The sequence below is a fragment of the Chryseobacterium sp. FR048 genome, from assembly GCF_056844665.1.
Map to the genome: position 1 here is coordinate 81553 of NZ_JBXDSE010000001.1, position 14189 is coordinate 95741.

The window sequence follows — 14189 nt, forward strand, 5'->3', positions numbered from 1 at the left end:
AAAACAGATGAAAAAAATAATAAGCGTTTTCGCAAGTATATTGCTGACCGGCAGTTTGAGCGCTCAGCTTAGTTCTACCGAAAATTATGTTTCAACAAAGACCTATCTGGATTACCCTGCGGGTGGATCTGTTAAGACAGCGCAGAAGGTTGAGTATTATGACGGGATCGGAAGATCCAAACAAGTGGTTGATGTACAGGCTTCTCCCGGGAAAAAGGACGTTGTTACCCATTTCGAATATGATTCTTTCGGGAGGAATGTCTATAATTATCTTCCCATCCCACAAGTAGATACCCAATATGGAGGTATATATACAGCTCCTCTTGTCAATGCCCCATCAGTTTATGGGTCTGAAAAAATATTTTCTGAAAAAGTATTGGAGAATTCACCATTAGGTAGAATACAGCAGCAAAAGCATGAAGGCTGGGACTGGAGTACTCGTCCTGTTTTCTTTGAAGAAGGGACCAATGCTGATGGAGAGGTTAGAAAGGTTGTGACTTCTACAGAAATTATTAACGGAATAATTATAACCAATATAGATTTTAATCTAAGTGGGGGAACTTATAATCCGGGGGAATTATATAAGAAAACGGTGATTGATGAAGATGGTAACAAAACCACAGAGTTTACCAACGGAAAAGGACAAAAGATTCTTTCGAGAAAAACAACAGGTGGTTCGGATACAGCAGACACCTACTATGTCTATAATGAATATGGGCAGCTTGCTTATATCTTTCCTCCTCTGCTTTCTATAAAAACAAGCTGGGGACCTAAGGATATAAATCCGGCGGCCTATTCTTATCGTTATGATGGAAGGGGCAGAATGGTGGAGAAAAAGATACCTGGAAAGGGAATTGAATCTAGGGTCTACAACAGACTTGACCGTTTGATTTTGGCTCAAGATCCAGCGCTTGCCGGAAAAAATGAGTGGCTTTTTACCAAGTATGACAAGTTTGGAAGAGTAATTTATACGGGTACTATCTCCAATAGCCAGACAAGAGAGGAGCTACAGGAATTGGCAGACAATGACACAGGTCCAACTGATGAGAACAGAAATGAGGCATTTGATCATTCAAATATAAAAGTTGAATATTCTAATAATGCCTTCCCAACAGATATAAAAGAAGTATTGACTATCAAATATTACGACAAACATATGGGGTTTGTAGATGATACATACTTTCCAACAGTAATATTAGGTCAGGAAGTCATATTAAGGAATTCACAGGATCAGGCAAAGGGCTTACTGGCTGATTCATTTATGAAAAATCTGGAAGACAATGAATGGACAAAAACGTTCTATGCCTATGACAATATGGGCCGGGAAATTGCTTCCCATTCTATCAACCACCTAGGTGGTTATACAAGAAAGGAATCTCAACTGAGCTTTTCCGGTACTGTAAAAAAAATGATCACTTATCATAGAAAAACCAAGTCCGGAAAAGAGAAAAAAATTACTGAGGATTTTGAATATGATCACCAGGACAGGCTTCTAAAACATTGGCATCAGGTAGATAGTGAACCTGTAGAACTGTTAGCGGAGAATACCTATAATGAAATATCTCAACCTGTCAATAAAAAGGTAGGAAATAATTTGCAAAGTATTGATTATACATACAATATAAGGGGATTTAGGACAAAGATCAACGATCCTGAAAATTTAGGCGGAAAGCTTTTTGGCTATCATATTAAATATGAAAAACCGGAAACCAACCTGTATCTCGCAAAATACAACGGAAATATTTCTGAGATAGATTGGAAAACAGCTGATGATGGAACTTTCAGGCGTTACAACTATACTTACGATGGTTTAGACCGTCTCACGCTAGCAGCCTATACAGAGCCGAACATCACTTCCCCATATAATAATGCCTACACTGAATCTCTTTTTTATGACCTGGAAGGAAATATTCAGAACCTGACAAGGAATACATATATACCGGGTCAGGGAGTAAGGCCGATGGACAATCTGACTTATAAATATGCTGCAAGAAGACTTCTTTCTGTTACTGATAATTCCGGGGTTTATGATGGTTATCCGGATAGTTCTGGCATTCCGATGACTTACGATTTGAATGGTAATATGAGTAGCCATGAGGATAAGGGTATTCTCAAAATTGGTTATAACCATCTGAACCTACCTAATAAAATTACTTTCAACAAAGCCTTTCTCAGTCATGATATGACGAATAGTTATAAGAGCTACTCCAAATATATCTACAGAGCAGATGGTATAAAAGTAAGAAAGGAGTTTGTCTATGGAACTGGGCCATCCAGTTTAGAAACTCATAAAATAACGGAATATCTTGATGGTTTCCAGTATACAGACGATATACTGAATTTTATCCCTACTTCGGAAGGCTATTATAATTTCGAGCAAAAGAAGTATATTTACAATTACACAGATCAGGTAGGAAACGTAAGGCTGTCTTTTTATAAAGGGGCAAATGGAACTGCTGAGATTGATCGTGTAACCAACTATTATCCCTTCGGGCTAGAGTTTAATGAGAATATAGTTCCTGTAAATTCAATTACTCAGAATTACAGGTATTCTACACAAGGGCAGGAAAAGCAGGAGGATACCAAGTGGAGTTCTTTTAAATGGAGAAATTATGATCCAACTTTTGGAAGGTTCTTTAATGTAGACCCACTTGCAGAAAGCTACCCAACATGGTCAACCTACGCTTTTAGTGGTAACAGAGTTGTAGATTCCAGAGAGTTGGAGGGCTTGGAGCCTTTACCAACCAATATGGCAAGGGTATATGAATCCCACTTAAAGGATGCGGATAGACTTGATCGTCAAGGAAGAAGTTATGAGGCTGCCAAAATTAGGGAACGTGCAGATCTTATGCAGGAAGTCAACACTGCTATAATATCTGCTCCTATATTTGAAATCGAAGAGGTTATTTTAACTTTTAGAGCAGCACAAGGTGCAGGTTTCTTTGCCAGAGCATGGAATGCCATTAAAGGAATTGTTACAGGAGCTGAAGCAAGTTCGGGTATTGCAGAAACAACCATTGGAAAAGTGCCGAACCCGTATGGAAAAGCAGGTGGCCCATTACACCAAGCAAAAATAGAAGAAGTTGGAAAAAAATTAGATGCTGATGGATTTACCGAAATAAAGACCGAGGTAAAAATAGATACACCACTTGGAAGTAAAAGTAAAAGGTTTGTAGACATTCAAGGAACTAATCCAAAAACAGGAGAAGTAAGGCAAGTTCAAGTTGGAAAGCAGAACCAAAATGGGACTCCAGTTTCAAGAGAAAGGAAGGCGCTTGATGACATAGAGCAAGCCACAGGAAAAAGACCTGAGTTTGCTCCATATAATCAATTAAAACCAAAAATAAAAATGGAAGAAGATAGAGTAATTCGTAATTAACTAAGACTATGGCCTCAAAACAATTAAATTTTTTTATTACACCTGATAACTTTGATAGAATCAATGATATGATTTTAGAAAGAAATATTGTAGTGCTTCTTAAGGAAAACATCTCAGATACTTCCGAGATTATTACAACTAAAACTTTACCTCCTATCGAGGATGAAATATTTCAAGTATATTTATCAACACCTCAATTCTTAGATAAGATAATAGTTCTTTCAACAGACAATGGAAAGAGATCCTTTGATGTTCTTAGAAGCTATTTGCTGGAATTCAGTTTAGGAGGCTTTTATCCTTATGATATAAACCTTTTGCAACGTGCAAGATTCTATTATGTAAAGTCCTTTTTTAATAAATATGATGAATTGGAAAAAAAATCTAATTCTTTTTGCGAGTGGTGTGACGACATAATTAGAAGCTTTAAAAAAGAGTTTTTAAAGAGATATTCTAATGATAAGGAAGACTTATATTCTCAATCTGCTATTGAATGGATTGAGAAAAATAATGCAGCAAAAACAGGTGGTGGACTTGGGTGGAGGAAGCCTTAATAATTTACTATTGGCCAAGCAGATAAAGTAAATTTGTTTGGCCATTTTTCATCAAATTAATGTATAATGTAAGTGATGGGAAAATAAGCTAATCCGTAATCAATGAAAAATATGGCCTCAAAACAATTAAATTTTTTTATTACGCCTGAGGAGCATAATAGAATTAACAATATGATTTTAGAAAAGGGAATAGTTGTATTACTTAATCAAAACATCAATTCGACAATCGAATTTAAAATTTTAAATCATTTGCCTCCTATGAATAGTAATATATTTCAAATATACCTTTCAACCACTAATTTTCTGGATCGAATTATAATTAATTCAGTAGATGAACAAATGTATTATTTTAATATTGATGAAAGTTATTTGTTAGAATTCAATTTAGGTGGATTTTATTCTGATGATGACAGCTTTTTAAGGCGTGCAAGATTTTATTATGTAAAATCATTTTATAATAAATATGATAATCTAGAGAAAAAATCTAATTCTTTTTGCGAGTGGTGTGATAGTGTAATAAGGGATTTTAAAAAGGAATTTTTAAAAAGACATGCTAATGATAAAGACTTCTTTTATTCTCAATCGGCCATCAATTGGATAGAAGAAAACAATGCTGTCGAAACTGGTGGTGGACTTGGTTGGAAGAGGTCTTAATTATCTACTATTGACCAAACAGATAAAATAAATCTGTTTGGTCATCTTCCATTAAAATATATGAAGTAAATAGAAGAAGATAGAGTAATTCGTAATTAATTAAAGGCATGGCATCAAAACAATTAATTTTTTTATTACTGGCAGGTCTTATAACGAGTTAATGTTCCTTTAGTGACATTCTCAAGAGGTTTTTTGTTGCAGAACACTCTTAGAGTTGACATATTTTTTATCCAGAATCTTTGCGTAATACTGTATAGTTCTAATGTTAATTATTATTCGAAGGATTACTTGAATTTAAATAAAATTTAGTTTTATAATACCTATACAAATAATCATAAATTACCATTTCAAACAATCGTTGTTGAGAAGTAAACAACCTATTTATAGACATATGAAATATACATTGAATGAAATATTGTAATGAAGTTGATACCGAATTTTGATTATAGACATTAAGAATATTCTGTAATGTTGTTTTACTAAAGGTAAGATTTTCCATAACCAAATCTCTGAACTCTTTAGATTCTAAAGACTGTGTGAACTCTAAAAATTTTGGATAGAATGTCCTGTATTTTTTATCCAATTGCCTGTTTAGATTTTTGTCCGCATTAAACTCTTCTTTAAAAGAAGCATCGTAGTCTTTTATCCATTGTAACTTTTGGTTTATAGATAGGCCAATTTGCGAAAGTAGCTGATCTATATAAAAAAGAATGACTATAATTTTTTCTTCATCATTAAAATGTAAACAATTTAAAATTAGTTCACTGTTCCTATGAAACAAACATTCGGCATACTCTATGGTCCCTCCTCCATATCTTTCTATTTCCCTATTATATGTGTCTAATTGGATATTGGCTATTTCTCCAGAGTAGAAATACGGTTGTAAAGCTTGATTTATAGAATTAAAAATAAAAGGATAATATTCTTGCTTTTTAAGATGAAATCTTATTCTAAGATGAGGCTTCGGATCAATATAACGAATAAAGAACCATCTTAAAATAAAATCATTTTCCTGAAAATATTGACTAAGTGGCAATATTACTTCTTCCAAAATATTGTCGGCAGTTTTTAGACCAGTATACAACTTTATATATAGCCATTCATTTCCAGGAATAAAGCTTCTCTCTACTATCATAAACTATAAGATACTATTTGGTTATTTATAAGTTTTATATATTGGAAAAACAAACTGCCGTATAAAATCATCATTGTTATTGCATAAGAATTCTTCTACAATAACTGATTTATGTTTTTTTATAATGTCTATGAAAATTTTGACCATGTCATAATTTTGCAAATTAAGAGTAAGCTTGTTATCTGCCTGTGCCCATTGTATCCATTGAGGAATCGACCTCTTATCTCTCCATATTTTAAAATTTGATAATATTTGTTCCCTATCATCTTCATTGTCTCTCAACAAACTAAATCTGATTATTTCTTTTTCAGAAATCTTCCACCGTGCTTTTGAAATGATTATATTTTTATATTCAACTCTTGGAAAAAAATTATAAAATTGTTGTAAATCCCCCCAATCAAAATGTAGTTCGGTTCTCAAATTCTGTGACTGGAGATCTGAAAGAAAATGATAAACTGGCAGTGTATTCGTATAATAATTATGGGCATTTGTCAAATATGGTTTTATCTCTTTATTGAGTTTCTTAGAACGAATAATTATCTTCTCATTTCGCAAAGAAATATACAGATCGTCAATATTTACCTTATATTCTGGAGCAACAATAGACTGTGCCAGATAAGGGATTTCATATTTCCTCAATGTAGGGCGTCTTATTATATTTCCTATACGATCATCTGGTAAATGAATAATTTCAGCCAAAATATACTCTGAATTAAGATCTTCTTCTACATGTGTAATGGCCCTGGTTAAAGTATGGACTTTTGATTTCTCAGAACAAAATCTCCCTAATAGATTAGCTGCACTACTACCATGACTCCCGTTTAATAATAATTGCTTCCCTTTATCTGTTGAAACTATCTCTCCTACAAATGACATCGTATCAGGAAGATCATTCCAGGATTCATTGAAATCTTTAAAGTCTTCATCAAATAGTTCAATTACTAATTGATTTTCCAACAAAGATTCCTGCAATTTATCAATAAGAATCTTATGAAAATCAGAAATCTTAATATTATGGATGACCTTAGAAGGAATATCCAAATCCTCTATATAAGGATGAATCCCTTTTATGTGTACATTTTGCTTATATCCAATTCCAAGTTCAATATCTAAAGCATATAATAATGATACCTCTTGATCTTCAAACCTATCTCTAAAAGCTTTTTTGAACTGTTCAAAGTCAATATCTTTCTGAGGCGAAACAATCTTATTTAGAAAAGAAATTCCCTTTCTTAATTCCTTTTTCAAATGTAAAGGTAGTATATGCTCGCTATTACTGTATAAATCCGTCTGAAAAAGATATTGTTTTTCGTATCCTATTTTAAATTTTTTAATCAGCTCTTCAATTTTAGAATACATTGAAATTCCATTTCCAAACTGTTGATCTAATTTTTCTAATTCTAATTTTATAGAGGTTAGAACTGATATTTGTTCTTTAGCTTCAATTCTTTTAAAAATACTAATTAGTGTATCAAGAAAGTCCCTTCCCGAAACATTAGGTTCGATTTCGCTAATTAACAACTGATTTTCTATGAGTTCCTGTATATATTCTCTGGCATCATACTCCGTTATTTCAGAATTTACCAAAGACTTTATAAGAGATTGCATATTTTCTCCATTTTTTGAAGCCTCTAATATCAATTTCAATTCTTCCGATAATGGAGCTGAAGAAATACTATAGCTCTTTTTTCCGTTATTACATTCGTATTCAATATACCGAATTTTATTTCCTATTTGATAGATACTATTATTGGGATAAAATAAAAGATTATCCCTTATTTCAGGAATTTTCAAAAAATGTCGAGAAAGCGCTACCAGAAAATGCATATCAAGTTTGGTCTCTCTTACATAACTCAGCGGTATATTTTTTTGGAGTCCCTCTATCCTGTTTGATTTGGATGATAAAGATTCTATATTGTTTTCGCCAAACTTACCTAAGCCAATCATTGAAAATAAACCGAAGGGTGTACAACGTGTGCCCATTCGAACATAGTACTTTAATAAAGTATTTCTAAGCTTTCCATATTGTTTTGTAGATAACTTCTTTCCTGAGAGCCATTCAATAGTAATTCCATAGAAATCAGGGGATGCTAGATATATAGCTTCGAGAAAGACAGGATCTTTGCAAATTTCTTCCAGCTCTTTATCCGAGACCTCTTCCTTATCAAATATTTTTTGAATTTTTTTATATGAAAACATAGGTGTACGGAACACATATTCTTCAAAGAACAGATAAGGAAACTGTGGCATTTTATTTCTTTATAGCTTTCTTAGGTTGATAATCTGGAAGTCCTAATTGCCATAGCGCAAAAGCAAACATATCACTTAGATTGGCATAACGCTGTGCAATAGGAACATTTCCTGCGTGGCCACCATCGTAATCAATTTTTAATAAGATGGGGTTCTTAGAAATATTATCCGCCATCAATTTGGCTGCAAACTTAGTAGGTTCCCATACAATTACTCTTTGATCATTAATCCCTCCTGTTATAAAAGTAGCCGGATATTTTATATTCTTTTCTATATGCTGATAGGCATCCATTTCCAACAATGCTTTAAATTCTTTTGAATCTTTTATTGTTCCAAACTCTTTAGGTTGTGCATTAGGAGTTGTTTCATCCCGAAGTGGATTCATTACACCAACTTCAGCAATAACAACTTTAAAAAGATCTGGTCTTTCTGTCATTGCTCTACCAACTGTAATTCCACCAGCACTTGTTCCCCAAATAGCAACCCTATCTTTTGAAGTATAATTTTCTTTGATCAAATATTCTGTACAATCAATTAAATCACGCCAGGTATTTGGTTTTGTTTCTTTAAAACCAGCCTTATGCCACTTATCTCCTTTTTCACCGCCTCCCCTAACATGAGCCACAGCTACCATTCCACCTTGATTAACCCACAACAGAAATGTCTTGGAAAATGAAGGACTATTTGATATTCCATAGGAGCCATAACTATCTATTAGCAGAGGATTTCTACCATTTTTCTTTATATTTTTATGATAAATCAGCGATACAGGAATTTCTTCTCCATCTCGCGCCTTTATCATAATCTCATTAACAACAATATCCTTAAATTCAGGATACTCAGTAATAGGTGTAAGATTTTCTGGTTTAAAAGACTTGTCCTTTGAATTATAAAGAAAACGTTGCTCTTCATTTGCCCAGCCTGAACATGTTATCCATAAGTTAGCATCCCCCCTGCTATTGCTTTGTAAATTTAAAGATCCTGAAGGATAAGGAAGCTTAATAGACTCAATTTTTCCATTTTTATGTGAATACAACTTAGCTTCAACCCCGTTTTTTGTTGTAGTATAATATATACCATCTTTTGTAAAACGATAGCTTTTAAGCGCTTCACCTTCTTTTTCAGAGACTAAAACTTCAGGTCTTTTAAAATTTGGATTACTTATATTAGTCTTGCATAGCTTATTAGCAGATGGATCAATGCCAGATAAAAAGAGAACAGAATCATTATCTATTATTTGTAGATTACGAACCTTATCTTCGGGAAATGAAAATGATTTCCAATTTTTTTTACCTTTTAATAAATCATCTTTTCTGATAATATATGTCTTTCTGTAATAATTAAAATCTACCAACATTCCTATGTAATATTGATCCTGAATATCAAAATCAAGAATCATAGGAAATTGATCTTCTGTAATATTTAGCTCAGGATTGTTGTTTGCAGAAAAAACATCTGTAATCTTCTTAGGATCTGTTCCTATTTTGTATAAAACTGTTCGTGTATTTTTATAAAAATCTTTAGATGTAGGGTCTGTTACAGTATAATACATATAAAAGAAACCACTATTATCATCTAACCATTTCATTCCTCCGCCACTAACAGGTTCAATATTAGTGATAGTCTCAGGATAAATGTATTTTTTCCTTATATCCATAATGATGACTTCTGAAAGTTCTTTGCCTTTTTCGGCCAAAGAAATGGCAATCTTACTTCCATCCCAACTCGGACTAATATAGTTGATTATATAATTATGTTTCTTTTCAGCATCTTTATAGTTAGCAGGGTCATAAAGTAATTCTTCATCTCCCTCAAAACCATTTCTGCTGTATAATTTGGCGACCTTTTCGTTGCCAGCCTTTTTTAAATAAAAATATTTATCATTACCCACTATTTTCAAATTAGATACCGAAAAGCCTTGTCTCTTATCCAATTCTAATCTTTTTTCTAAATAAAAGGTTTTCTTGGGAATCTGACTTAATACAGAGTTAGTGTAATCTGTTTGGGATTTCATCCAGTTAATTGTAGCCGGATCTTTCAAATCTTCAAGATTTCTATATTCGTCTACTACTTTGATCCTGTGATACTCATCTGTAGCAGGTATAGATGGAGCATTTTTTTTTATTTGTCCATTTACAAACAAAGTACCAAAGCAAGTAATGATAAATATTACAAATTTCATATAACCTTATAATTAATATGTTATTCTTAGTGGACTCGGAAGGGGATCATCATTACCATCCGCACCAGCATTACCACCACGAACTGTTTTCATATTACCAATTGTCATAATTTTAACTTTTCTTAGAGATAGTTTTTTTCCTGATTGCTCTTGCTCTTCTTGTTTTTTTTTCATTGCTTAAACTTTTATGTTAATTATTAGACAAATTAAAGCTTTTTTCTAAATTTTAAAAAAACATATCTATGGATTTATAAATCTATAGACAGAAAAACGACATAAACAACTGGTTTTAAAGTTAAAAGAAATATTTCCCCATAATAATCATATATCATTTTTTTACTACGGAAAATGATATAATTTTGTAAACCAATTCACTTTCTGATGAAGCATCTATTTCTTTTATTAGTACTAATATTTAGTAATTTATTTTTTTCACAAAGCAACATAACTGACAGCTTAAAGAAATTCAATTATAATGAGCTCAAGGAAAAATTTGATTATTATTATAATAATGATAAAAGCCTTGAAGCAAAAAGAATTGCAAAATATTACCTTCAAAAAGCAAAAAATGAGAAAAATACACTTCAAATAGCAGAAGGATATATTCTTATTCACTTTAATGAAGATTTTTCCACAGCCCTAAAGTATATTGATAGCCTTGGTATCATTACCAAAAATATAAAAGGCAGTCTTTATCCGGCCAGAACATATCGATTAAAAGGAAATCTTTATTACAAAAACGATGATTTAAAGAAAGCTCTTGAAAATTATTTTATAAGCTTAAATTATGCGAAGCAGCAAAATGACGAAAAACAAATAATGTATGTTAATCTCAATATCGCATATATCGATACCTACATGGGAAAAAATGAAGAGGCTGCTAAAATATTTAAACAATATTATAATTCTAAATTACTCTCGAAAGTAGAAAACAATCAAACAAGAATAAATCTGATTAATTGTTACATTGAACTAAACAAATTAGATTCTGCGAATATTTTAATTAAAGAAGGGATTAACATATCATTACCTACTAAAAATAAATATAATATTAGTCAATATTCCTATTTATCAGGCCTTTCTAATCTTAAACAAAAAAAATACGAATTAGCTATTTCAGATTTATCTAAGGCTTATAGTTATTTTTCAACCATTGATGATACTAATGCAAATTATGCTTTGTATGCTCTGGGTAAATCTTATGATGGACAGCATGACAAAGAAAAGGCGATCCAGCATTTCATTAAATTAGATTCCAACATACAAAAAACAAATAATTTATTTCCTGAACTTAAAGAAGTATATACCTATATTATAAATTATTACAAAGAAAAAGATGATAAAGAAAAACAACTTTTTTATATTGACCGCTTTCTGAAGGTTAATACAAAATTAGATGAACAGTTTAAATATTTGTCGACTGAATTACATAAGAAATACGAGATACCTAATCTTATTCATGAAAAGGAAAATATTATCACTGATCTTAAAAATAGAAAAATAACATTATGGATTTTCATTGGTGTTATACTAACTTCTGCTTTTATTTTGATCACATACTTTTATCTCAACTTAAAAAAAACTGAGAAGAAATATAGGAAAATAGCACAAGACTTGATTAAATCTCTTGAAGAAAAGGAACCCATAGTTAGTAACAGCAGTAATGATGTCACAAAGGTTTCTCAACCTAAAACTATTATAGAAAACAAAGTAGGGAAATCAATCCCTGAAGACGTTATACAATTCATTCTAAGAGAATTAGATAATTTTGAGAAACAAGACCTTTTTTTAAAAAAGGGTATTACATTAAGCAGTTTATCAAAACAAATAAAAACTAACTCTTCTTATCTATCTGATATTATCAATTCTTACAAAGGAAAAAACTTTGCAACTTACCTTAATGATTTACGAATTGACTATGCAATAGACAAACTATTAAAGGATAGAAAATTTCGTTCTTATAAGTTAACTGTAGTAGCCGAAGAATTAGGTTACAACAATGAACAAGCTTTCGCCACTGCATTTAAAAAGAAAACCGGAACAACATTTACCATATATATTAAAGAAATTGAAAATAGAAACCTTCCATAAGAATATTTACGTATAGATACATGAATTTATAGGCTAGGATTTATAAATCTATAGAGTATACATTTTTTTCTCTAAAAATTCTCCTCTATGTTTGTTTCGAAAAGCAAACAATTTATTTTTCTGTTTTTGTAGTGGCCAATACAAGAGAGGGAAACAATTAATGCTCTTCATTAATTTTTAATCATTAAATATTAATCTTATGAAAGCAAAAATTTCAACAATTCTTTTTTCAGGTGCTGCTGTTTTAGCAACAGGTGCAGCATTCACTTTATCGGTTAAAGATTCTTCTCTTGAGAGTCTTCGTGCTAATGCATTAATGGCTGCGGGAACAAAGTGCGTTGCAGCAAGTAATAGCGATTGCTTATCACCATCTACAGGAAATATCTATACAGGATATAAAGCTGGAACAATTGGAGGAAAAGCATTTGAAGAAGAACTTGCCAATTAATTGAAATAATATAATCCAATAAAATTTCAATAGAAAATTCTTGATAAGGAGATAGTGACTATCTCCTTATTTAAAATTTAAGTAATGATTCTTAATATCACCCAAACTATCTTAATCACAAATATAATTATTATGAATAAAAAGTATTTTAAAATTTTATTATCATGTTTTGTGTTAATTACTATCACAATCTTTTCTTTATCAGTAGATAATTCCTCTTTAGAAAGTCTGCGGGCAAGCGCAAAAATTGCTCCGGCTTACTGTAATTGTCCTTCAACTAATTCTGATTGTTTATCTGTAGAAACCGGTGCTCTTTATCCTAATCTTAAGAGGTGCACATATCAGCATGGGATTGAGTAAATATATATTTATTTTCACTAATACTTTTACCATTTATTTATGCTAAAATTCTCGAATCTTGTTCCTGTTTTCTTTACTTTCTTATTCATATCATGCAATAATGAAAATCCAAAATTAATTGAATTTAAAATCAATGATGCAAAATCATCCATTTCTATATTTCAAACTTCGGAAAGTAATACTAATAAAATAGTTCTACATCCAATAAATATTCACGGAATTTTTACTGATATTATAGCTGAAGATAGTTTATTAATATGTGGTAATTTAAGAGATCCTAAGCTTATTAATTTATATTCATTGAAAACGGGAAAATTATTGAATGAAATAATTATACGTGGTACAGGATCGAATGAAGGATTATCGGTAGCAAAGTTAGCCATAGAAAATAATTCTTTTTCATCTATATGGGCTTATGATATAACTTTAAGCAAATTTTTTAAAATTAGTAAAGATCGTTCGGTAAATTCTAAAAATTATATTCCTGAGAAGGAGTTTATTCTCGGTAAAGAATTAAAAAATATAATTTCACCCAATATTATTAATGATAGCTTGATATTGGCAACAACATTTTCATTCGATGATAACCGATACCTATATGCTAATACTGAGAAAATTATCAAAAAAGTGGGAACGCTTCCAGATGTTACTAATAGTGATATGCTTCTTGACCGTCCAAATACTAAATTTCCAAATAAGGCATTTATCTTTAAAGCTATAAGTATTAAGCACCCAACTGAAAATAAAGTTGCTGTTTTTTATAATAGAGCTGACAGAGCCGAATTTTATGCAAATGATAAATTAATAAAAATATTACATAGCCAAGAAAATTTCGGTCCAATTATGACGGTTACAAAGCTTGAAAGGGGATTTTCCATTGAGGAAAATGAAAAAACCAAATATGCTTATTTATCTATTGCCTCTAATAAAAAATATATTTATAGTTTGTATTCTGGAAATTATGAAGGGAAAACAACATCAAATAGAATTTTGATATTCAATTGGGATGGTAAATTTATTAAAGAGGTGATTTTAGATAGGGAGGTAAGCAAAATACATATTGATAGTAAAAACAGTATACTTTATTGCTATGATGACAAGGAGGCAAACATTTTTTCAGCAACATTAAATTTCTAAAA

10 protein-coding genes are annotated in these 14189 nt (G+C 31.3%); 6 read left to right on the forward strand and 4 right to left on the reverse strand.

The genetic code is table 11. The annotated features are described in order from the left end of the window. The first annotated feature begins 7 nt into the window (after nt 1-7). The 3 genes from AC106K_RS00365 to AC106K_RS00375 all read left to right on the forward strand — a co-directional run bounded on the left by AC106K_RS00365 (nt 8) and on the right by AC106K_RS00375 (nt 4584). On the forward strand, nt 8-3379 hold the full coding sequence (locus AC106K_RS00365) for a DUF6443 domain-containing protein (RefSeq protein WP_104916165.1): 3372 nt from the start codon (nt 8-10) through the stop codon (nt 3377-3379). Between the two features lie 8 nt (nt 3380-3387). After that, a complete protein-coding gene (locus tag AC106K_RS00370) occupies nt 3388-3930 on the forward strand; it encodes a hypothetical protein (protein ID WP_104916166.1) in 543 nt (180 codons plus the stop codon). Nucleotides 3931-4041: 111 nt separating this feature from the next. After that, nucleotides 4042-4584, forward strand: a complete 543-nt coding sequence (locus tag AC106K_RS00375) for a hypothetical protein (protein ID WP_309047001.1) — start codon at nt 4042-4044, stop codon at nt 4582-4584. A 265-nt stretch (nt 4585-4849) separates the two neighbouring features. Here AC106K_RS00375 and AC106K_RS00380 read toward each other — a convergent pair whose 3' ends face one another. The 4 genes from AC106K_RS00380 to AC106K_RS00395 are packed head-to-tail and all read right to left on the reverse strand — an operon-like array spanning nt 4850 to nt 10325. Continuing rightward, the gene (locus AC106K_RS00380) at nt 4850-5719 is read right to left on the reverse strand and encodes a thiopeptide-type bacteriocin biosynthesis protein (protein ID WP_104916168.1); all 870 of its coding nucleotides are present in this window, start codon (nt 5717-5719) and stop codon (nt 4850-4852) included. A 21-nt stretch (nt 5720-5740) separates the two neighbouring features. After that, entirely contained in the window at nt 5741-7969 is a 2229-nt protein-coding gene (locus AC106K_RS00385; protein ID WP_104916169.1) for a lantibiotic dehydratase family protein, read from the reverse strand. A 1-nt stretch (nt 7970) separates the two neighbouring features. Next, on the reverse strand, nt 7971-10151 hold the full coding sequence (locus tag AC106K_RS00390) for a prolyl oligopeptidase family serine peptidase (RefSeq protein ID WP_104916170.1): 2181 nt from the start codon (nt 10149-10151) through the stop codon (nt 7971-7973). A 12-nt stretch (nt 10152-10163) separates the two neighbouring features. Further along, nucleotides 10164-10325, reverse strand: coding sequence for a hypothetical protein (locus tag AC106K_RS00395; protein WP_185117413.1), 162 nt, complete (start codon nt 10323-10325; stop codon nt 10164-10166). 207 nt (nt 10326-10532) lie between these two features. On the opposite strand from AC106K_RS00395, the gene AC106K_RS00400 reads away from it, so the two are divergent. From AC106K_RS00400 to AC106K_RS00410, 3 genes are all read left to right on the forward strand, one after another. Continuing rightward, nucleotides 10533-12242 (forward strand): helix-turn-helix domain-containing protein, encoded by a 1710-nt coding sequence (locus AC106K_RS00400; RefSeq protein ID WP_104916171.1) that lies wholly within the window; start codon nt 10533-10535, stop codon nt 12240-12242. 199 nt (nt 12243-12441) lie between these two features. Continuing rightward, nucleotides 12442-12690: a hypothetical protein gene (locus AC106K_RS00405; RefSeq protein ID WP_104916172.1), complete on the forward strand. Its 249-nt coding sequence runs from the start codon at nt 12442-12444 to the stop codon at nt 12688-12690. A gap of 399 nt (nt 12691-13089) precedes the next feature. After that, complete coding sequence (locus AC106K_RS00410; protein WP_104916173.1) at nt 13090-14187, forward strand: BF3164 family lipoprotein; 1098 nt, start codon at nt 13090-13092, stop codon at nt 14185-14187. Nucleotides 14188-14189 lie beyond the last annotated feature (2 nt).